The 21,248-nt window shown below is 62.2% G+C and carries 16 protein-coding genes and 1 pseudogene; 6 read left to right on the plus strand and 11 right to left on the minus strand.

Going from position 1 to position 21,248, the window contains the following annotated elements; translation table 11 throughout:
- Positions 1-11: 11 nt before the first annotated feature.
- Positions 12-1,055 carry a magnesium and cobalt transport protein CorA gene (locus tag ATY76_RS15900; protein ID WP_088675692.1) on the plus strand — a complete coding sequence of 348 codons (1,044 nt, stop codon included), beginning with the start codon at positions 12-14 and terminating at the stop codon, positions 1,053-1,055.
- Here ATY76_RS15900 and ATY76_RS15905 read toward each other — a convergent pair.
- The 3 genes and pseudogenes from ATY76_RS15905 to ATY76_RS15915 form a co-directional block, all read right to left on the minus strand.
- Positions 1,056-1,830 (minus strand): annotated as a pseudogene (locus ATY76_RS15905) (aminoglycoside phosphotransferase family protein). It lies immediately after the preceding gene.
- Positions 1,831-1,855: 25 nt separating this feature from the next.
- Positions 1,856-2,737 carry an MBL fold metallo-hydrolase gene (locus tag ATY76_RS15910; protein WP_088676071.1) on the minus strand — a complete coding sequence of 294 codons (882 nt, stop codon included), beginning with the start codon at positions 2,735-2,737 and terminating at the stop codon, positions 1,856-1,858.
- Between the two features lie 63 nt (positions 2,738-2,800).
- Positions 2,801-3,163 (minus strand): hypothetical protein, encoded by a 363-nt coding sequence (locus ATY76_RS15915; RefSeq protein WP_088675693.1) that lies wholly within the window; start codon positions 3,161-3,163, stop codon positions 2,801-2,803.
- 225 nt (positions 3,164-3,388) lie between these two features.
- On the opposite strand from ATY76_RS15915, the gene ATY76_RS15920 reads away from it, so the two are divergent.
- From ATY76_RS15920 to glgB, 3 genes are read left to right on the plus strand one after another with little or no spacing between them, the layout of a single operon-like run.
- Positions 3,389-6,613 carry an alpha-1,4-glucan--maltose-1-phosphate maltosyltransferase gene (locus ATY76_RS15920; protein WP_088675694.1) on the plus strand — a complete coding sequence of 1,075 codons (3,225 nt, stop codon included), beginning with the start codon at positions 3,389-3,391 and terminating at the stop codon, positions 6,611-6,613.
- Complete coding sequence (gene treS, locus ATY76_RS15925; RefSeq protein WP_088675695.1) at positions 6,614-9,895, plus strand: maltose alpha-D-glucosyltransferase; 3,282 nt, start codon at positions 6,614-6,616, stop codon at positions 9,893-9,895.
- Complete coding sequence (gene glgB / locus ATY76_RS15930; protein ID WP_088675696.1) at positions 9,892-12,102, plus strand: 1,4-alpha-glucan branching protein GlgB; 2,211 nt, start codon at positions 9,892-9,894, stop codon at positions 12,100-12,102. The genes treS and glgB overlap by 4 nt, the downstream gene beginning before the upstream one ends.
- A gap of 6 nt (positions 12,103-12,108) precedes the next feature.
- Here the strand turns inward: glgB and ATY76_RS15935 are convergent, their stop codons facing one another.
- Together ATY76_RS15935 and ATY76_RS15940 are read right to left on the minus strand one after the other, a co-directional pair.
- A complete protein-coding gene (locus ATY76_RS15935) occupies positions 12,109-13,737 on the minus strand; it encodes a thiamine pyrophosphate-dependent enzyme (RefSeq protein ID WP_088675697.1) in 1,629 nt (542 codons plus the stop codon).
- Positions 13,734-14,909, minus strand: coding sequence for an amino acid aminotransferase (locus tag ATY76_RS15940; RefSeq protein WP_088675698.1), 1,176 nt, complete (start codon positions 14,907-14,909; stop codon positions 13,734-13,736). The genes ATY76_RS15935 and ATY76_RS15940 overlap by 4 nt, the downstream gene beginning before the upstream one ends.
- 151 nt (positions 14,910-15,060) lie before the next feature.
- Here ATY76_RS15940 and ATY76_RS15945 point away from each other — a divergent pair, with 151 nt between their 5' ends.
- Positions 15,061-15,528, plus strand: a complete 468-nt coding sequence (locus tag ATY76_RS15945; protein ID WP_088675699.1) for an Lrp/AsnC family transcriptional regulator — start codon at positions 15,061-15,063, stop codon at positions 15,526-15,528.
- Between the two features lie 126 nt (positions 15,529-15,654).
- Entirely contained in the window at positions 15,655-16,446 is a 792-nt protein-coding gene (locus tag ATY76_RS15950; RefSeq protein WP_088675700.1) for a hypothetical protein, read from the plus strand.
- A 117-nt stretch (positions 16,447-16,563) separates the two neighbouring features.
- On the opposite strand, the gene ATY76_RS15955 is transcribed toward ATY76_RS15950, so the two are convergent.
- The 6 genes from ATY76_RS15955 to ATY76_RS15980 form a co-directional block, all read right to left on the minus strand.
- Positions 16,564-17,325, minus strand: coding sequence for an ABC transporter ATP-binding protein (locus ATY76_RS15955; protein WP_088675701.1), 762 nt, complete (start codon positions 17,323-17,325; stop codon positions 16,564-16,566).
- A complete protein-coding gene (locus ATY76_RS15960; protein WP_088675702.1) occupies positions 17,322-18,362 on the minus strand; it encodes an iron ABC transporter permease in 1,041 nt (346 codons plus the stop codon). The genes ATY76_RS15955 and ATY76_RS15960 overlap by 4 nt, the downstream gene beginning before the upstream one ends.
- Positions 18,359-19,384, minus strand: coding sequence for an ABC transporter substrate-binding protein (locus ATY76_RS15965; RefSeq protein WP_088675703.1), 1,026 nt, complete (start codon positions 19,382-19,384; stop codon positions 18,359-18,361). The genes ATY76_RS15960 and ATY76_RS15965 overlap by 4 nt, the downstream gene beginning before the upstream one ends.
- Before the next feature lie 149 nt (positions 19,385-19,533).
- Positions 19,534-20,397 (minus strand): alpha/beta hydrolase, encoded by an 864-nt coding sequence (locus tag ATY76_RS15970; RefSeq protein WP_088675704.1) that lies wholly within the window; start codon positions 20,395-20,397, stop codon positions 19,534-19,536.
- A gap of 2 nt (positions 20,398-20,399) precedes the next feature.
- On the minus strand, positions 20,400-20,681 hold the full coding sequence (locus tag ATY76_RS15975; protein WP_088675705.1) for a hypothetical protein: 282 nt from the start codon (positions 20,679-20,681) through the stop codon (positions 20,400-20,402).
- Positions 20,682-20,707: 26 nt separating this feature from the next.
- Positions 20,708-21,160, minus strand: coding sequence for a hypothetical protein (locus tag ATY76_RS15980; RefSeq protein WP_088675706.1), 453 nt, complete (start codon positions 21,158-21,160; stop codon positions 20,708-20,710).
- Positions 21,161-21,248 lie beyond the last annotated feature (88 nt).

The following is a 21,248-nucleotide window of genomic DNA, read 5'->3' on the forward strand; positions in this document are numbered from 1 at the left end:
GGACGGCAGGATTGGAACGGCTGAAGGATCTGGAGAGTGTATCCGCACCCGCCGGCAGCGGTTCGGCATCGCAGCCGCATGAGCGGCGAGGTGTCGTCGCCGCCGCCGTCTACCAGAATGGGCAGCGCATTCGCGACATCAGGATCGAGGAGGCGGGCGAATGGCGAAACCGCGAGAATGCCATCGTCTGGATCGGCCTGCACGAGCCGGATGAAGTGCTGCTGCATCAGATCCAGGCAGAGTTCAACCTTCATCCGCTGGCGATCGAGGATGCGGCGCAGCCGCACCAGCGTCCGAAGCTGGAGATCTATGGGGAGGCGATGTTCATCGTCGCCCGCACCGCCCATATGAAGGATGGCGAGATCATCTTCGGCGAAACGCATCTGTTCGTCGGCCGCGGTTATGTCGTCTCCGTTCGCCACGGAGAATCCTCTTCCTACCTGGCGGTCAGGCAGCGCTGCGAGGCGACGCCCGCCGCTCTTGCCCATGGCGAGAACTACATCCTCTATTCGATCCTCGATTTCATCGTCGACAACTACATGCCAGTCATCGAGGTGGTGCAGGAAGAGGTCGAGAAGCTCGAGGATCTGGTGCTGCGCGAACAGCTGGGCAAGTCCGATATCGAGCGGCTTTATTTGCTGCGCCGCAAGCTCTTGCGGCTGCGCAATGCCGTGGTGCCGCTCGTCGACGTCTGCCGGCGATACGAACATATCGATCTTCCCGGCATGGACCCGACGCTGCAATCGCTGTTTCGCGATGTAACCGATCACGTGCGCCGCGTTCAGGAAGATATCGACGCGCTGCGCGAAGTGCTCGCTTTCGCCTTCGAGGCGAGTGTCATGATCGGCCAGACGGAGCAGACGGCAATCGCCCGCAAGCTTGCCGCCTGGGCAGCTATCCTCGCCGTTCCCACCGCCATTGCCGGCATCTACGGCATGAATTTCGACGATATGCCGGAGCTGAAATTCCAGTACGGTTATTTCGTCGTGCTCGGCATCATCGGCGTCCTTTGCCTCGGCCTGTTCACCTTCTTCCGCCGGCGGAAGTGGCTTTAGTCAGGAGAGCGCCTTCAGCAGCCGATCTCGATTTGTGGCGATACATTGGATGTCGTTCAGATAGAGGCGTGCGTCTCCCGCCGAGACATCCTCGACGAAGGTCTCGTCTCCGGCTGCTGCACTTGCCAGAATGAAGTCGACGAGGGGCTTGAAGCCGCCTGCAGATGATCTCGGGAAGCTGGCGCCGTTCTTCGGCCGTCGCTCCATACGCGGTGCAGAAGATTTCCGCCCGCCGCAGCTGCTCGTCGAGATCGAAGGTGACAGCCGGATTGGCGGGATCGGAGAGGGGCGCCCAGCGATAAACCGCATAGGCGAGATCCCACAGGCGCGGCGCGGGATGAGCGGTGTCGAAGTCGATGATCCCGACAGCCTCGTGATCTACCGTGGCGACGTTATAGGGCGCAAAGTCGGCATGGCAGACGATCTCTTGCGGCTCCCACGGCGGCAGCATCCATGTCTTCATCTCACCATCCGCTTCCAGAAAGCCTTCCGAGGCCGAGTGAAAATCGCGCAGAAGTCTCGCTGCCGAGATCAGCATGCGATCCGATCCGACGAAGGGATCGCCGAGGTCTTCGCAGACGCGCCCGGCGACGTAGCCGACGACCTCCTGTCCTTCGGCCGATATTGCGATGGGCTCCGGTGCGGCGCGGAAGCCTCTACCACGAAGATGCTGCAAAAAGCGATGCACCGTCGGCGTCCAAGCGCCCGATGGTCTGATCACGCTGTTGCCGTCGCGCCAGATCTGCCCGGTTCGCCCGCCCTCCAACTGTTTCACGTCATGCCTCCCCAGTGCGACAGCTCTATGCGGATTTCAGCTTTTCGCCATGCGCCTCAACCGTGGCGCCCAGATTTGTCTCATGGCAGTTCCGGTAGAACGCCAATGTATCCGAAGGCATGTCTTCGGGAATGGCAACGAAGTCTTCGAGCCTGAACCCGCTTGCACTGCCGAGGTGCGGGTCCGCAAGCCGGCTCTCGCTCAAATGACCGACGCGATCGGCCAGAGCTTCGAAATAGGCGAGGTTTTCAGCGACCGTCGAAGGAGAGCCCGTCCTGCCATGTGCAGGGATGACCAGCTTCGCATCAAGGTCGCGGATACGGTCCAGCGAGGAGCGGATCAGGCGAAGATCATCCGCACTTCTGCTCCAGACCTCAGGAACGGGATATTCGACGGCGTCGACGGCGAGGCAGATGCGCAGTTCGGGAATCCAGACGGAGAGATGGTCGGGCGTGTGCCCCGGCGTATGAATGAGTTCGAGCGTCAGATCGCCGCCGTTCAGAACCATCGAGCCGGAGAAGGTGATGTCGGGGCCGATGAGCTCGACATCGCGAAACCGCGCTTCCTCACCCGCCTTGTCCCGCAGGATCTGCCGTGTCGTGGGATCGCGCAGGCGGTCGAGAGCTGCGGCATGTGCAATGAACGGAGCACGCCCTGCAATGGCGGCATTTCCCCAGAAATGATCCCAATCCATATGAGAATTCACAACGATCAGCGGGCGAGCCTCTGCCTTTTCCTCCAGCAGATCCAAGGCCGTCCGGCATAGCTCGGGTGTGCCGAGCGTATCGATCAGCACGTTGAACCTTTCGGTCCTGACAAACACGGCATCCACTTCGTCTCCCGCCCTGACGATCACGATCCGGTCGTCGAGTCCGGGGTGGGAGCACAATTCTATCGATGGATTCACGTCCGGTGGCCTTTGCATAATTGCGAGAATTTCATCAATATCTCAAATTTCAGTCTGCTTCCTCTACGGACGGGCAGGTTTCCGCTTCACCGGTACATGCACATTCCACCGCCTCATCACGCCGTTCGGCACGGCGGCTGCGCATATCACCGTTACACTGGCTTTCGAGCGGCCGAGGCTTTTCGGCGTCCATTGAGCCAGAAGCGGCACCGCGCAGCGAGGAACCAGCACCTTCGCGTTGGGTTCCAGCACGTCCCATTGCCCGCGTCCTTTGGCGTTTTCCTGCGCGATGAAGCGCCTGGCCTCCTCGCGGATTTCGAAGAAGCCGTGCTTGCCAGCGGTGGAGTGATCGGTTTCGACGCTCCAGGAGGTGAGGCACGCGACGCAGACCGGCAGGGTCGTTATGAAGAATATCGATCGAAGCATTGCCGGCTCTCCAGCGCTCGAAAATTTCCGGATCGGAAGAGTCAGAGGATCTTTTATGTATGACGAGAATATCGCTAGCGGCAAATCAGGCGGCATCAATGCGGTTGAGCAGGCTCGCGCTAGATGCTGCCCGCAATGTCCCATGCAGCCGTGAATTGACGGGTTGAGTGGAACAACCTCCGCCAAAGGAAGTTTGCCTGAAAAGCAAACTCGAGGCGGCGGCCGATGTTATTATCTGCGAAGCAGGGTGCGGTGAGCACCCCACCCAGGATCTATTATGTCAATCCGCTGCTTCTCCAGGGCATCGATGCATGGCGCGAGGTATTCGACCATGCCGCCGATACCGGTTTCGACCATGTGCTGACGGCGCCCCTGTTCGACCGGGGTAGGGAATGCAGCATCTTTTCCTCTCAAGACTTCGATCGCCTCGATCCTGAACTGCAGCTCGGAAGCCCAGTTGCGGATGGCGTGTCGCGCCTGGCGGAGGCTGCCGGCAAGAGCGGTGTCGGCTTGATGGTGGATTTGATGGTCGACGGGAAAGCGCGGGACCCACAAGCGGGCTATCGTCCCGTCGATCCCCGGCGTTCGCCGCTCGACCCGCCGGAGCCGACGACAGCGGTGGGGGCGGAACAGCAGTCGCAGCTGCTGGCGGAATGGGCCGAACGGCTGCAGCGTCTTTCCGAGGCCGGCCTCTCCGGATACCGTGTGCTCGGGATCGACCGGACGGCACCGGGTTTTTTCAAATCGCTGATCGCGGGTGTACGTGAAAAGGCGGAAGCGCAATTCTTCGCCTGGACGCCCGGCACCGATTTTGCGGTGAGAAGCGCGATCGCCGATGCAGGTTTCACCGGATGTTTTTCATCAATGGCCTGGTGGGATCTCGACGAGAGATGGTTCGTCGAGGAGCATCGCGTTCAGGAGCCGCTCGGCTGGCAGGTCGCGTTCCCTGAGCCGCCATTTGCCAGGCGCATCGCGCATGGCACCGAGAGCCGCGAAATCCTCGAGCGCCGCGCCGTCAGGGCGCTGCACCTTGCCGCCTCGCTCGGCGGTGGCCTGATGGTTCCCATGGGCTTCGAATATGGCGCGGCGACACCGCTTGATCCGACCCATGGCGATGGCTCGGGCTTGCGCAAGCTTCGTCATGATCTCACCTTCGATATCTCCTCCGAAATCCGCCTCGCCAATACAGAGATCGGCAAGGCCGGCCATGCGCGCGCGCCGTCGCTTCGCCTGATCCGCAACGCCAGCGGGCCGGTTTCGGCGCTTGTGCAATCCGAGGTGCGGGATCTTCGCAGCGCCTCCGATGTGCGCTTCATCCTGCTGAACAGAGACCTCAGGCGAAGCGCGCCGGCACCGGTAACGGCGCTTCGCGAAGCGGCCTCCGGTTTTCTTCCCATCGCCGATGGCGCGGCCCTGCGTCTGCGGGCAGGGGAGACGCGGGTGATCGAAGCCAAGGCGCCGGAGCCGATCATCTCAAGACCCGCCCTCGACATCGAGCAGGCGACGGCATCGCCGCGGCTTGCCATCGAAAACATCACGCCGCGGGTCGATGACGGGCGCTTTCCCGTCAAGCGCGTGGCCGGGGAAACCGTCACTGTCGAGGCGGATATATTTGCCGACGGTCACGATCCGCTCGCAGCCGTCCTGCTCTGGCGGCCGCATAATGCCATGGCGGAGTGGAACGAGACGCCGATGCAACTGGTCGAGAATGACCGCTGGCGTGCGGAATTCCTGCTGGAGCGCATAGGGCGCTACGAATTCGCCGTCGAGGCATGGAAAAGCCCGTTCGCGATCTTCCGTTACGAACTGACCAAGAAGAACGATGCGAGGCTGGACCTGAAGCTGGAGCTTCAGGAGGGATTGAACCTCGTTCGCGCCGCCAAAGCCGAAGCGCCGGCGGCGCTCAGCGCCGGTCTGCAGGCTCTGATCGACAACCTCGAAAAAGCTTCCGATCCCGAGCGCACCGCGATCCTGCTCGATCCCGAAACATCGGAGCTGATGAACAGGGCTGACAGGCGGCCGTTTCGGCTTCGCTCGACGACAAGCGCCGTCGATGCCGAACGCAAGGAAGCGGCCTTCGCGAGCTGGTATCAGATCTTCCCGCGCTCGCAGAGCGGCGATCCGAACCGCCACGGCACTTTCGACGACGTCATTCCGAGGCTGGCCGATATTCGCGGCATGGGCTTCGACGTGCTCTATTTCCCGCCCATTCATCCGATTGGCTCGACCAATCGCAAGGGGCGCAACAACAGCCTGAAGGCCGCTCCCGGCGATCCCGGAAGCCCCTATGCCATTGGCTCGGAAGATGGCGGCCATGATGCCATCCATCCCGAGCTCGGCGATTTCGAGGATTTCGGCCGGCTGGTCGAGGAGGCGGCCCGGCATGGGCTGGAGATTGCGCTGGACCTTGCCATCCAGGCCTCGCCGGATCATCCCTGGCTGAAAGAGCACCCCGGCTGGTTCGACTGGCGGCCCGACGGCACGATCAAATATGCCGAGAACCCGCCGAAGAAATACGAGGACATCGTCAACGTCGATTTCTACACGAAGGACGCCGTGCCTTCCCTATGGGTGGAGCTGAGGGATATCGTCCAGCTCTGGGTCGACCAGGGCGTGAAGCTGTTCCGCGTCGACAATCCGCACACCAAGCCCTTCCCGTTCTGGGAATGGCTGATCGGCGATATTAGGGCGCGCCATCCCGACGTCGTCTTCCTCTCGGAAGCCTTCACCAAGCCGAAGGTCATGTACCGGCTGGCAAAGATCGGTTTCTCCCAATCCTACACCTACTTCACCTGGCGCAACGCCAAGTGGGAGCTCGAGCAATATATGCGGGAGCTGACCGAAACGGCGCCGAAGGAGTTCTTCCGTCCGCATTTCTTCGTCAACACCCACGACATCAATCCGGATTTTCTGCAGAACGCGCCGCGCCCGGCCTTCCTCATCCGTGCAGCATTGGCTGCCACGCTTTCGGGCCTGTGGGGTGTCTATAACGGTTTCGAACTGTGCGAGGGACGTCCCGACGCCAAGCGCAAGGAATATGCCGACAGCGAAAAATACGAGATCCGCGCCTGGGACTACGACCGGCCGGGCAACATCATTGCCGAAATCACGATGCTCAACCGCATCCGCAACGAAAACACCGCGTTGCATTCGCATCTCGGGCTGACGCTGCTTCCCGCCTGGAATGACAACATCCTGTTCTTCGAGAAGGCGAGCAAAGCCCGCGACAACGTCCTGCTGATCGCGATCAGCCTCGACCCCTATAATTTTCAGCAAAGCGATGTCGAGCTGCCGCTCTGGAAATGGTCGCTCGGGGATGGCGGCGCCCTCGACGCCGAGGATCTGGTCGGCGGGCATCGTTTCAAATGGACCGGCAAAAGGCAGACCGTCGCGCTCAATCCGCAGGTCCTGCCCTTTGCGATCTGGCGCGTTCGCGCAGCGGAGGCATGAATGGACACGATGAACCCCGGTAATACCGAACCGCTGCTCTGGTACAAGGATGCGATCATCTACCAGCTGCACATCAAGTCGTTCTACGACGCCAATGGCGATGGGGTCGGGGATTTCGCCGGGCTGCACCAGAAGCTCGATCATATCGCGGCCCTCGGCGTCAACGCCATCTGGCTGCTGCCGTTCTTTCCCTCGCCGCGCCGCGACGACGGCTACGACATTGCCGATTACGGCAGTGTCAGCTCTGATTATGGGACGGTGGAGGATTTCCGCGCCTTCGTCGAGGCCGCTCACCAGCGCAATATCCGCGTCATTATCGAGCTCGTCATCAATCATACTTCCGACCAGCATCCCTGGTTCCAGCGCGCCCGCCAGGCGACAGCGGGATCGCCGGAGCGCGACTTCTATGTCTGGTCGGATACCGATCAGAAATTCCCGGAAACGCGCATCATCTTCCTCGATACGGAGAAATCCAACTGGACATGGGATGCGGTGGCCGGCGCCTATTACTGGCACCGCTTTTACTCCCACCAGCCGGACCTCAACTTCGACAGCCCGCTCGTCATGGAAGAATTGCTGAAGGTGATGCGCTTCTGGCTGGAGACCGGCATCGACGGTTTCCGTCTCGACGCGATCCCCTATCTCGTCGAGCGCGAGGGAACGATCAACGAAAACCTCTCCGAGACCCATGCGATCCTCAAGCGCATCCGCGCCGCCCTCGACGCCACCCATCCTGGCGTCATGCTGCTGGCCGAGGCCAATCAATGGCCGGAGGATACGCGCGAGTATTTCGGCGACGGCGACGAATGCCATATGGCGTTCCACTTCCCGCTGATGCCGCGCATGTACATGGCGATCGCCAAGGAAGACCGGTTCCCGATCACCGACATCCTGCGCCAGACGCCCGAAATTCCGGAGAACTGCCAGTGGGCGATCTTCCTGCGCAACCACGACGAGCTGACGCTCGAAATGGTCACCGACGCCGAGCGCGACTATCTCTGGGAGACCTATGCCTCCGACAAACGCGCCCGCATCAACCTCGGCATCCGGCGGCGGCTGGCGCCGCTGATGGAGCGCGACCGCCGGCGCATCGAGCTGATGAACGCGCTTCTTCTGTCGATGCCGGGGACGCCTGTCATTTATTACGGCGACGAGATCGGCATGGGCGACAATATCTATCTCGGCGACCGGGACGGGGTGCGCACACCGATGCAGTGGTCGCCCGACCGCAACGGCGGCTTCTCCAGGACCGACCCCGCGCGTCTCGTCCTGCCGCTGATCGCCGATCCGCTCTACGGTTTCGAGGCGGTCAATGTCGAAGCGCAGAGCACGGATGCGCATTCGCTGCTCAACTGGACGCGCAAGATGCTGGCGCTGCGCGGCCGGCATCCGGCCTTCGGTCGCGGCTCTCTGCGTTTCCTCTCGCCCGAGAACCGCAAGATCCTCGCCTATCTCAGGGAATATGAAGGCGAGACGCTGATGTGCGTCGCCAACCTTTCACGGCTGCCCCAGGCGGTCGAACTCGATCTCTCCGCCTTCGAGGGCCGCGTGCCGATCGAGCTGACCGGCATGTCGCCCTTTCCGCCGATCGGGCAGCTGACCTATCTCCTGACCTTGCCGCCCTACGGTTTCTTCTGGTTCCAGCTGGAGGCCGATGCCGATCCGCCGGCATGGCGCACGGCGCCGCCCGAACAGCTGCCCGACCTCATGACGATGGTCATTCGCCGCGGCCTGCTCGATCTCGTCGATGAGCCCGCACATGCGCGCGTCCTGAGCAACGAAATCCTGCCCGCCTATCTCGCCAGACGGCGGTGGTTCGGGGCGAAGGACCAGCCGCTGCAGGCGGCGCGGCTGATCTCGGCAACGCCGATCCCCTTTGTCGATGGCGTTGTTCTCGGCGAATTGGAGGTGGTGCTGCCTGATCATACCGAATCCTATCAGTTGCCGTTGACGGTCGCCTGGGACGATGCCCAGCCCTCGGCGTTGACCCAGCAGCTCGCGCTCGGGCGGGTTCGCCAGGGCAGGCGGGTCGGTTTCCTGACCGATGGATTTGCCGTGGAGCCGATGGCGCGCGGCATCCTGCGCGGGCTTGCCGACCGCTCGCGCATCACGGGGCGCACCGGCACGCTGGAATTTCTCGGCACCGAAAGGCTCGACCGGCTTGATGTCACCGACCATATGCCGGTCCACTGGCTCTCGGCGGAGCAATCCAACAGTTCGCTGATCGTCGGCGATGTCGCCATGATCAAGCTGATCCGGCACATCTTTCCCGGCATCCACCCGGAGGTGGAGATGACGCGGTTCTTGACTCGCGCCGGCTATGACCACACCGCGCCGCTGCTCGGCGAAGTTGCACACACCGATTCCAGCGGTCGCCGCTCGACCCTGATCATCGTCCAGGGCGCGATCCGCAACCAGGGCGACGCCTGGAACTGGATGCTGAACAATCTGCGCCGCGCCGCCGATGAACTGGTGCTGGCCGATCCGGCGGTCGAACCCGGGGACGATGTCTTCCGGTCGCTGATCAGCTTCGTCGCCATGGTCGGCATGCGATTGGGAGAATTGCATGTGGTGCTCGCCGGAGAGAACGCCGATGCGGCTTTCAGTCCTGTTGTCGCCGGCGACGACGAGGTGGAGGTGATCAAGAAGGCCGTGGCGGGCGAGGTCGCCTTTGCCATGTCGAAGCTTGCCGAACGCGAGGAGCATGCCGATCCCGCGGTCGATCTGCTCGCCGCCCCGCTTGTCGAGCGCCGCTCCGAACTCGTCGAGCTTGGCGCGAGCCTGGCCGAGAGCGCCCGCGGCACGCTGATGACGCGCACGCATGGCGATTTCCATCTCGGCCAGATCCTGGTCAGCGAGGGCGATGCCGTCATCATCGACTTCGAAGGCGAGCCCGCGAAAAACCTCGCCGAACGCCGCGCCAAGACCGTTCCGCTGCGCGATGTCGCCGGGCTGCTGCGCTCGCTCAGCTATCTCGTCGCCACCGCCCAGCTCGATAATGACGCGGTGACGGAATATGAGAACGAGGTCCGCCGCGATGCCATTGCCCGGTTCGGACGCAATGCCGAGGCGGCCTTCCTCGATGCCTATTGGCAGGCCGTCTCCGCCTCCAAGGCGCTTGCCATGCCGGCCGAACAACGCAGGCGGGTGCTCGATGCCTTTCTTCTGGAGAAGGCCGCCTATGAAGTCGCCTATGAAGCCCGCAACAGACCGAAGTGGCTGCCGATCCCGCTCGCCGGCCTTACCGAAATCGTATCGCGCTTAGCGGGGGTCAATGCATGAATGTCGAACGCTCGGAACTTCTCGCCGGCATCGGCCACGATGCACTCTGGGCCTTGATCGAAGGGCGCCATGGCGATCCCTTCTCGATCCTCGGTCCGCATGAGAGCGGCGGCATGACGGTCGTGCGCGCCTATCTGCCCGGAGCAGAGGCGGTCGATCTCGTCGACGCATCGAGCGGCCGGGTGGTGACGCCTTTCAGCATCGCTCACCCCTCCGGCCTGTTTGCGGCGGCGACGGCTTCGAGAATGGGATACAGGCTGCGGATCCAATGGCCGGATGGCGAACAACTCACCGAAGATCCCTATAGCTTCGGTCTCTTGCTCGGAGAACTCGATCTTCATCTGATATCCGAAGGCACCCACTACAGCCTGAGCCGAACGCTCGGCGCGGTGGCGATGTCGATTGACGGCATCGCGGGCGTTCGTTTCGCCGTCTGGGCGCCGAATGCGCGCCGCGTTTCGGTCGTCGGCGATTTCAATGCCTGGGACGGGCGACGAAACCCGATGCGGCTGAGGCCATCGGCAGGCGTCTGGGAGCTGTTCGTTCCCCGGCTGGCGCCCGGCGAAAGATACAAGTTCGAGATCGTCGACGCGCATGGCAATTGCCTGCCGCAGAAGGCCGATCCGGTGGCCCGCGCCAGCGAGGCCGCCCCGTCGACCGCCTCGATCGTCGCGTCTTCGACGCCGTTTCGATGGACCGACGATACCTGGATGAGAGGCCGGTCCCGGCAGGAAAGGCTGGAGAGCGCGATCTCAGTCTACGAGGTCCATGCCGGCTCCTGGCTGCGCGATCAGAAGGACGGCAACCGGTCGCTCGATTGGGTGGAACTCAGCCAGCGGCTCGTTCCCTATGCGCGCGAAATGGGATTCACCCATATCGAGTTGCTGCCGATCATGGAGCATCCGTTCGGCGGCTCCTGGGGCTACCAGCCGCTCGGCCTGTTCGCCCCGACCGGGCGCTACGGAACGCCAGAGGATTTCGCCTATTTCGTCGACCGCTGCCACGGCGCCGGCATCGGCGTCATTCTCGATTGGGTGCCGGCGCATTTCCCGACCGACGTCTGGGGTCTTGCCCGCTTCGACGGCAGCGCGCTCTACGAACACGAGGATCCGCGCGAAGGCTTTCACCGCGACTGGAACACGCTGATCTACAATCTCGGCCGCAACGAGGTGAAGGGCTTCCTGATCGCCAGCGCGCTCGAATGGCTCGAGCGCTACCATGTCGACGGGCTGCGCGTCGATGCCGTCGCCTCGATGCTCTACCGCGACTACAGCCGCAATGAGGGCGAATGGATTCCCAATCGGTATGGCGGGCGCGAGAACCTGGAGGCGGTGGAGTTCTTCAAGCACCTCAACAGTATCGTTCACGAGCGTTGCCCGCACGCCATGACCATCGCCGAGGAATCGACGGCCTGGCCCGGTGTGACCAAGCCGCCCAAGGAGGGCGGGCTCGGCTTTGATATCAAATGGAACATGGGCTGGATGCATGACAGCCTGAGTTATATCGAGAAAGATCCCGTCTACCGGAGCTATCACCACGGCACGATGACCTTCGGCATGATCTATGCCTATTCCGAGCGTTTCATGCTGCCGATTTCCCACGATGAGGTGGTCTATGGCAAAGGCTCGCTGCTGACGAAAATGCCGGGCGACGAGTGGCAGAAATTCGCCAATCTGCGCAGCTATCTCGCCTTCATGTGGGGCCATCCCGGCAAGAAGCTGCTGTTCATGGGAAGCGAGATCGCCCAGCCCGGCGAATGGAACCATGATGCTTCGGTGAGCTGGGACGTGCTGGACCGGCCGGCGCATATCGGCATCCAGCGCCTGGTGAAGGATCTGAACAGCCTCTACGGCGACGAATCGGCACTGCAGTTCGGCGATTTTCATCCCGAGGGCTTCGAATGGGCGGCTGCCGACGACAGCGTCAACTCCGTTCTCGGCATGCTGCGTTACGCCCCAGACCGTTCCTCCTCGGTCCTCGTCGTCTCGAATTTCACGCCGGTACCACGTTACGGCTATAGAATGGGCGTGCCCGATGATGGCGTGTGGATCGAGCGGATAACGACCGATGCCCGCGAATATGGCGGCTCCGGGCTCGTCAACGGCGCAGTATCGAGCGAACCCATCCCCGCCCACGGCAGGCCCGTCTCCCTGTCGCTGACGCTGCCGCCGCTGGCGACGGTCCTTCTCAAAGGACCATCGCCCTGAGGGGCTTCAGTCGGCGTGCGGTGCCGGATGAATGAAAGGCCAGGGGCTTGCCTCGGATCCTTTTTCGATCGGAACCTCGATGAGCACGGGCTCATTGAGCGAGAGCGCTTTCTGCAATACCTCCCTCAATTCGCCGGGGCTCGTCGCCTTGAAGGATTTGACACCGAAGCTCTCGCCGAGAGCCACGAAATCAGGATTGGTCAGTTCCGAACCGAGATAGCGGCCTTTATAGACCTGCTTCTGGTCGCGCAGCACGTTGCCATAGGCTGAATTGTTGAAGACGATGGCGACGACGGCGATCTTGTGCTGGACGGCGGTGGCAAGCTCCTGAACGCCGAACATGAAGCCGCCATCGCCGGAAACGGAGATAACTGATTTATCGGGGTTGGCGACCTTTACGCCGAGCGCCGTGTTGAAGCCGAAACCGAGATTGTCCTGATAGCCGCATGTCACATATTGGCGCGGGCCATAGACCGGGAAGGCAAAGCGGGCGGTGAAGCCCATCTGGCTGATTTCCTCGACGAAGAAGCCGTCTCTCGGTAGGGCCTCGCGAATGACCTCGAGATAGGCGAGCTGCGGCTGCACCGCCTGAAAACGAGATCTCGCCTCTTCATTCAGCTCGGCGAATTCGCGCGTCCGATTCTCGCAGCGGGTGCCTGCCAGCGCAGCGGCCAGTGCTCGCGTGCCATCTCCCGCATCGGAGACGATGCCGACGTCGGGCTTGAGGCGGACCATCTCTGTGGGGTCGATGTCGATGCGGATGATCTTGAGGCCTTTGGGCCGCCATTTCCACCGCATGAACTGCAATTCGAGCCGGCTACCGATGCCGATCAGCACGTCGACCTTCTTCCAATACTCATAGGCGGCGACGAAATTCAGATAGTTCGGATGGTCGTCGGCGACGATGCCCTTGCCGGAGCGATGGGAGGTGACCGGCGCCTGCAAGAGCTCCGCAAGTGCTGCGATGTCAGCGCCGGCATCCGCGGCGCCGCCGCCGACCATGATCATCGGATTCCGAGCGCCTGAAATCAGCGCCGCTGCGGCGGCGATCTGGTCGGGATTGATGGCCGGATGAGGGGCTCTCGTGCCGAGTGGCAGGTCGGCTTCCGGACCGAATTGTCCGAACACATCCCAAGGAGCTTCGACCGCTCCCGGACCCTGGCGGCCGGAAAGCATTTTGCCGACGACCTCCGATATGACGGGGCCGGTTTCGGACTGATGGTTGATGCGTTCCGCCGTCTTGGTGATCCCGCGCATGGTCGCGAGCTGGTCCGGCAGTTCGTGCAGCTGTCCTCTGCCTTGCCCGATCAGATGGGACATGATGTTGCCGGTGACGCAGAGCACCGGCGCATTGGCGCCGTAAGCGGTGCAGAGAGCCGCGCCGGAATTGAGCACGCCGGGGCCGGGCACAACGGTATAGGCGCCGACCCGGCCGGTGGACTTGGCATAGCCATAAGCCATGTAGGCGGCGCCCTGTTCGTGCCTTGTGTGGATGAAGCGGATCTTATCTGCGGCGCCGTAGAGGGCATCGTTGAAGTCATACATGTGGGCGCCCGGAATGCCGAAGACCGTGTCGATTCCATGGGCGACAAGCGAACGGGCGATCGCCTGGCCGGTCGTTTCGTTCTTGCTCATTTCAGGCAGCCTTCGGCTTGGAGTGCGGTGACGATGGCGCCGGCGTCGGCCGGCTGCATGCCGGCGAGGTTCATTCGCCCGGAATCGGCCATGTAGATGCCGTGGCTGGCGCGAAGCGCCGCCGCCGTTTCCCTTGATATGGAGAGATTGGAAAACAGGCCGCGCTGGCGGCTGATGAAGGCGAGGTCGGGTGCAGCAGCGGCGAGCGCGGCACGATTGCCATTGACGCGCTCGCACATTTCTTCGAGCTCGGCACGCCACATTGCCGACATTTCGGCGCTTTCGAGAATGGTCCGGACGATTGCCGCGCCATGATCCGGCGGCATGGACCAGTTGACGCGGGCGAGCGCGGCCATGTTGCTTTCCGCTTTCCCTATGTCGCCGGCATTGCGAGTCATGACATAGAGCGCGCCGACGCGCTCCCGATAGAGGCCGAAATTCTTGTCGCAGGAATAGGCGATCAGTGCCTCGTCGACCGCTTCGAGGATCATGCGCGTCGGCGCGGCATCCTGTTCGAGACCGTCGCCGAGCCCCTGATAGGCAAGATCGATGAAGGGCACGAGCTTGTGGGCGACGAGGAGTTCGGCAATTCGGCGCCACTCTTCCATGGTGAAATCGATGCCGGTCGGGTTGTGACAGCAGCCGTGAAGAAGCACGACATCGCCTGCGTTGGCGGAGGACAGGGCCGCGACCACGCTTTCGAATTTCACCTGCTGCGAGGCGAGATCGACGAAGGGATATTCCTTTACGGTGAGGCGCGCCGAACCGAAGATCGGCGCATGGTTGGGCCAGCTCGGCGTGCCCAGCAAAACCTTCGCCGATGGCTTTGCCGTCTGGATGAGTTCCGCGCCGAGACGCAGCGCGCCGCTGCCGCCCGGCGTCTGGATGCCGACAAGACGCTCACCGAAGGCCGGCGATTGCCCGAAAATGATCGGCTGCAGCAAGCGGACGAATTGCAGATCGCCTTCCGGACCGAGATATTTCTTGCTGTCCTGCGTCTCCAGAAGAAACTGTTCCGCCGCCTTCACGGCCCGCATGACCGGCGTGCGGCCCATGGCGTCACGATAGACGCCGACGCCCAGGTCGATCTTTCCGGCGCGTTTGTCTGCCTGGAAGGCTTTGATGAGGGCAAGCAGGCTGTCGGCCGGCCGGTTATTCAGTTCTTCAAACACAGGTCCACCTCCGTTTTATCCAGTTGTTTGGAGATTAACTGAAGTTTCGCGGCGAATTTCTGCGATTGTCTGCCTGTTTCACCGCATCGATGCAGACATTCTGCGTTAGAGGGCTATACTATGCCGAAATTCCCCTTATCTCGGGTGTTTCATGCTTGATCAGTTCGATATCAAATTGCTCGCGGCGCTTCAGCAGAACAGCGAGATGACGCAGGGCGAGCTGTCGCAGAAGGTCAATCTCTCCGCCACCCAATGCGCGCGCCGTTTGGAACGGCTGCGCAAGGAGCAATATATCCAGAGCGTCGTCGCCATCCTTAATCCCGCGAAACTGGGTTTCAGCGTCGTCGCCCATACGCTCGTCAGTCTGCGCGCGCATACGGAAGGCGGAAACGAGCGGCTCCATCGCTTCATCGAGACCGCGCCGGAGATCCTGGAATGTTATTCGCAGACCGGTGACGCCGATTTTCTGATGAAGGTGATGACGCGCGATCTCGACCATCTCAGCCAGTTTCTCGAACGAATGATCCGGGTCACCGACAATCTGGCCTCGGTCAAATCGAGCATCGTGCTCAAGACGCTCAAGAAGACGACCGCTCTGCCACTGCAAATCGTGACGTGAGCGTGTCAGCGCATGGAAGTTGCCGCGCAGGCAGAGCGACACGCATACCGAACTTGCCAAAACCTACCAAGACCCGATAGCCAAGACGTCATGATCTCTGCGTATTGATACCGGGAGAACTCTTAAATGGCATACAAGCGGCGGCTTTTTGGGCTCGCTCTGATCGTGGCTGTGCTTTCCTGGCCGGCCTGGATCGCTTGGCAGTGGCACGCCGAGCATCAGATCTACGCCGATCCGGAAGACCCCGCGCTGACCATCACACCTCAGCACATCGAGGCATTGCGGAAACTGCAGTTTGCGTGGAATACTTCGATCGAAAGCGGGGGGCCTGTCGTCAATCCGCTCGCTCCATATGGCAGCGACGATATGGCCGCTGACCTCGGCCCGATCATCGGCACGAGTGATCGAATTGCTATCGCCCGATTTCACCGCGAGGTCTCGACGCTGCTGACTTGGGCTCTTGCGAATTGCAGGCTAGCGGACGGACAATATCACCTCGACCATCTCGATAATGCGACGATGCAGCGCCGGCTTCGGAACGATCTCGCTGGATTGCCGGGCGCACGGATTAGTTCATATCTGGCAGAAATGCCACGCCTTGAGCCGGATGGTTATTTTCAATTCACCCGCCAGCATCTCCAACTCCTGCACCACCTGAGATTCGAGTGGCCGGACAGCCAGATCATCGCGATCGTCGCCGGTGAAGGCTATCCTGCGCCCGTGGTCGATTTCAAGCGCCCGTTCGGCGACATGAGCGCGTTTGAAATCGATATGGCCGCGATTCTGGGCCAGCCTCGCCCCGTTCTCGACCATGCTGATCCAGTGCTGAATCGTTACTATTGGGAAATGTGGCCGGCGCTGCAGGTATTCGTGCAGAACGTTCGCCTGGACGCGGCAAGGTCGGCCTGCGTGGACTAGAGCATGATGCCGAAAAGTGTGAGCGGTTTTCGGACGACATCATGCTCTAACTCTTTAATTTAGAATAGGATTCAGATTTAGGCCAATCGGCCTAAAATCATCCTGTTCTAGTCGCTCTCACTTGAGATAGTGGATGTGCGGGCGGGAATGATAGGGCGAGGCTTCGACGCGCGCCTCGATGGAAAAGACCTCGCGCAGGAGCTTTTCGCTCAGCACGTCCTCAGGCGTGCCGGAAGCGACGATCCTGCCCTGCTGCATGATAACAAGCGCATCGCAGAACATGGCGGCGTGATTGAGATCGTGCAGGGCGACGATGCTGGTGATCGGCAGGCCGGAGACGAGCCGCATCAGGCCGATCTGGTGCTGGATATCGAGATGGTTCGTGGGTTCGTCGAGGATCAGCTCCTGCGGCGACTGGGCGAGCGCCCTGGCGATGTGGGTGCGCTGCTTTTCGCCGCCTGACAGGCTCTGCCAGCGGTCGTCGCGCTTCTCCGCCATGCCAGCGCGGACGAGTGCCGCTTCGACGGCCTCTTCGTCAACCTTGGTCCAGCCTGAGAACATGGAGCGGTGCGGAAACCTTCCGAGCTTGACGACGTCGACGACCTTCAGATTGGCATTGGTCGTGGCGTGCTGCTCGACGAAGGCGATACGCCGGGCGATCGAGCGGCGGCTGATCTTGCCGATATCGCTGCGGTCGAGCGTGACGCGGCCGGAATGCGGGCGCTTCAGACCGGCGAGAAGCCTGAGCAGCGAGGTCTTGCCGGAGCCGTTCGGTCCGAGCAGGCCGAGCATCCGGCCGGGCTGCGCTTCCATGGAAACGCCGTCCAGGATGGTCTTCCTGCCAATTTTCCAGGTGAGGTTGTCAGCCTTGATGCTCATGACGCGCGCTGGAACCGGTAGAGGATGATCGAGAAGAAGGGAACGCCGACCAGCGCCGTGACGACGCCGATCGGCAGGATCTGGCCGGGAATGAGGGCGCGCGCGGCGATATCGGCGAACACCATGAAGATGGCGCCTGCGATGGCGCAGGCCGGCAGGAGGCGGATATGGAGCGGCCCGACGACAAAGCGGGCGACATGCGGCACGACAAGGCCGACGAAGCCGATCGAGCCGACCATGCTGACGATCGTCGCCGTCATCATCGCGGTCAGCGCGAACAACGCCATGCGGGCACGGCCGACATTGACGCCGAGAGAGGACGCCGCCTCGTCGCCGAACGCGAAGGCGTCGAGCACCCGGGCGTAAAGCATACAGGCGGCGAGACCGAAGCCGACGACGACCGAGACCAGCGCGAATTCCGGCCAGCGCACGCCGCCGAAACTGCCGAGCAGCCAGAACATGACGTCGCGGGCCTGCTGCGCATTGGCCGAGGTGGTGACAATATAGGAGGTCGATGCGTTGAAGAGCTGCGATGCGGCGACACCGGCAAGGATGGTGCGGTCCGCGCCGCCGCGCGTGCCGTTCGACAGCAGCGCCACGAAGAAGAAGGCTGCGAAGGCGCCGGCAAAGGCGCCTGCCGACAGCGACACCGCGCCGGCGCCGAGGCCCAGGATGACGATCGCGACGGCGCCGGTGGAGGCCCCGGCGGAGATGCCGAGCACATAGGGTTCGGCGAGGGGATTGCGCAGCAGCGACTGCATGACGGCGCCCGACAGCGCCAGCCCCGCGCCGCAGAAGGCGGCGACGAGCGCCCGGCTCAGGCGATAATCCCAGATGACAGTCTCATGGATGCGGTTGAGCTCGACCGAGGTCCAGCCCAGCCGGTTGGTGACGGCCGAAAACGTGGTCGCGAGCGGGATCGGCAGATCGCCGATCCCGACGCTGACGCCGATGGCGACAGCGATGAGGCAGAGGGAAGCCAGAAGCAATGCGGTGAGCGCTCCCAGCTGCCGGAAGAGACGGCCCGCCTCGGTCACTTCAGCAGACCGAGGGCCTTCAGCTGCTCGGCCACCTGTTCGGCGCCGTAGATCGTGCGGATGGTCGGGTTCATCGCCTGGCCGTCCATGACGACGAGCGCCTTGTTCTTGACGGCAGGGATCTGGCTGACGGCGGGATCGGTGTTCAGGAAGTTGATCTTGGCCTCGGGCTTGTCGAGTTCCCAACGGTTGCGGTCGAGGTTGGCGACGACGATGACGTCGGGATTGGCGGCGATGATGCCTTCCCAGCCGACGGTCGGCCATTCCGCTGCCGCGTCGATCGCATTGCGTCCCCCGAGCAGATCGGCGATGAAGCCGGAGGCGCTGTTCTTGCCGCCGACATAGGCATCGGCCGACGGGCTGGGGCTGGAGAACCAGAAGACGTAGGAGAGTTTCTGGCCGTCCTTGGCAACGCTTCCGCGCAGCTTGGCTTCACGGGCCTTGAAATCGGCGATCAGCGCCTGGCCGCGGTCGGCCACGTCGAAAATCTGCGAGAGTTCGTCGATCTCCTTGTAGAGAAGATCCATATTCCACAGCTCGCCGCGGCTGCCATACTGATCCTTGACATCCTTGGTGCTGAGGCAGGTGCTGGGCGACAGATAGGTTGAAACGCCGACCTTGTCGAAATCCTCGCGTTTGGCGACCTTGCTGTTCGGCCCGACGAGGCTCGGCAAAGCGACCGCCACGAAGTCGGGATTCTCGGCGAGCATGGATTCGAAAGTCGGCATCTCGACCGTGAGAAGCTTGACCTTGGCATTGGCCTCGGCGAGCTGCGGCAACACCTTGCTCGGCCAGAAGGCGGTGCCGACCATCTTGTCTTGAAGGCCGAGCAGCAGCAGGATTTCCGCGCTGTTCTGGCCGAGGCCGATCGCCCGCTCGGGCGCCTTCTTGAAGATCACCTCAGCGCCGCAGTTTTCCAGCGTCAGCGGATAGGCCGTCGAGCCGGCGAACGACGGCGTTGCGGCAAGACCGATCAGGGCGGAGAGGCCGCAGGCGGCCAGAAGCGATTTGTAGCTGGTCACGTAAAAATCCCGGTGCGTGAGTGTCTGCGGCCCTATAGCCACAGGAACCGCCGGGAAACAAGACAAAATTGATCAACTTATCGCAAAATCGACAACTTTGGACACCTCAGGCGGATGGCCTGCTACCGCAAGGCGTCTGAACCCTTGCCCTATCCGTTTTCGAGAAACCCCCGGATGGCCTGCGAGAGCGCTTCCGGATTCTCCTCGGCAATATGGTGGCCGCTGTCTATGCCGAAGCCGCGCACGTCATTTGCCCAGTTCCGCCAGATGGCGGCCGGGTCGCCATAGATCTGTTCCATGTCGTCGCGGAGCGACCAGAGGCAGAGCATGGGGCAGGTCACTTTGCGGCCGGCGTCGCGGTCCTCACGGTCGTGGAAATGGTCGATGCTGAGGCCGGCGCGGTAGTCCTCGATCATCCCATGGACGACACGAGGGTCGTGGATGACGTCGATGAGGTCGTCATAGGCCGGCTTGCCCATCAGCGCCGGCGAGAGTTTGTCGTACCACGCCAGGGGATCGGCCGAGATCGCCCGCTCCGGTTTTTCTTTCTGGGCGAAGAAGAACCAGTGATACCAGTCTCTCGCAAACTTCCAGTCTGCACGTTCGAGATGTTCGATGACGGGGATGCCGTCGGCGATGACGAGCTTCCTCACGCGATCGGGATGGTCCATCGCCATGCGGAAGGCGGTCAGGCTTCCGCGGTCGTGACCGACCACCGCGAAGTGGTCGTGACCCAGTCGCCGCATCAATTCGACCAGGGCTTCGGCCTTGGCGCGCTTGGAGGAATTTCGGCTGTCAGGAGCATCGGCCGGCTGATAGGAACGGCCGAAACCGGGCAGGTCGGGACAGACGATGGTGTAATCGGGTGAAAGCAGATCCGCTACCTTGCCCCAGGTCATATGTGTCCTGGGATGGCCGTGGAGCAGAAGAACGGCGGGTCCCGAGCCGCCGATGCGGACGCGAAGCGGACCCGGCCCGACATCGACAGCCTCAAGAGAAAAGCCTTCGAACATGCTCAGCCGAGCTTTCCTACGAGCTTGGCATAGTCAGAAAACGTCGCTCCTTCGCCCTTCCGGCCCGCATCGCCGGCCAGCTTCAGGACACGGATCGGAAACAGGATCGCCGCAAGGTTGGCGCCCGACAGCTCGTGGTCGTCATCCTCCTCGATCGCCTTTTGAGCTTTCGACAGTGCGGTATCGATTTCCTCGCGGGTGAGCAATTCCTTCTCGGCGATCGCGTCGCAAATCGAGGCCATCGCCATGATCAGGCCCTTGAGCTGCAGATTGGCAGTATTCATTGAGAACCCCCAGGTAAAGAAGAAGCCTAGTCCGGCTGGACCGGCCGGATCGTGTCGACAGATATCGTACCGTCGAGGACGCCGCGCTTGATATCGCGCCTGTTCCGGTCGATCTCGATCACAGTATAAAGCTTGTCGTCTCGAAATGCGCTGGCATTTGTCGTCGTGACATCCTCGGCGGGTGCGGCGTCCACTTCCATGAAATCGAGTTCGCGTGCGGCGGCGACGATCCTGGCATCGCCGGGTGTGCGGGCGGCCACGACGATGGTGCCATGGTTCGGGGCGTTGTCCCATCTCGGATCGTCGGGCTTGGCGATCGGCTCCAGCCGGTAGATGTTGAGCATTTCGCCGCCGGCTTCCGGCGCCGCTTCCGCAGCGGCATCCTGCATCTGCGCCTGGCTCTCGACCGAGCGCCCGAAGGTGGTTGCGCTGGTCGCGTTGTTGATCTCGTCCTTGCCTGTCCTTGAGACGTTCGACATGTCGCTCTCCTTGTCAGGACGGAAACGACGGCCGGCCGGAAACTGTTCCCGCGCAGGCCAAGTTTGGCCGTTGACGTTGGATTAGGCC

Source organism: Rhizobium sp. R339 (assembly GCF_002211395.1).
In the GTDB taxonomy this organism is placed as follows: Bacteria; Pseudomonadota; Alphaproteobacteria; order Rhizobiales; family Rhizobiaceae; genus Rhizobium.

Coding starts and splice junctions, on each gene's coding strand:
- ATY76_RS15915 (WP_088675693.1), bottom strand. CDS start 3,163: ATGCTTCGATCGATATTCTTCATAACGACCCTGCCGGTCTGCGTCGCG.
- ATY76_RS15920 (WP_088675694.1), top strand. CDS start 3,389: ATGTTATTATCTGCGAAGCAGGGTGCGGTGAGCACCCCACCCAGGATC.
- treS (WP_088675695.1), top strand. CDS start 6,614: ATGGACACGATGAACCCCGGTAATACCGAACCGCTGCTCTGGTACAAG.
- glgB (WP_088675696.1), top strand. CDS start 9,892: ATGAATGTCGAACGCTCGGAACTTCTCGCCGGCATCGGCCACGATGCA.
- ATY76_RS15935 (WP_088675697.1), bottom strand. CDS start 13,737: ATGAGCAAGAACGAAACGACCGGCCAGGCGATCGCCCGTTCGCTTGTC.
- ATY76_RS15945 (WP_088675699.1), top strand. CDS start 15,061: ATGCTTGATCAGTTCGATATCAAATTGCTCGCGGCGCTTCAGCAGAAC.
- ATY76_RS15950 (WP_088675700.1), top strand. CDS start 15,655: ATGGCATACAAGCGGCGGCTTTTTGGGCTCGCTCTGATCGTGGCTGTG.
- ATY76_RS15955 (WP_088675701.1), bottom strand. CDS start 17,325: ATGAGCATCAAGGCTGACAACCTCACCTGGAAAATTGGCAGGAAGACC.
- ATY76_RS15970 (WP_088675704.1), bottom strand. CDS start 20,397: ATGTTCGAAGGCTTTTCTCTTGAGGCTGTCGATGTCGGGCCGGGTCCG.
- ATY76_RS15975 (WP_088675705.1), bottom strand. CDS start 20,681: ATGAATACTGCCAATCTGCAGCTCAAGGGCCTGATCATGGCGATGGCC.
- ATY76_RS15980 (WP_088675706.1), bottom strand. CDS start 21,160: ATGTCGAACGTCTCAAGGACAGGCAAGGACGAGATCAACAACGCGACC.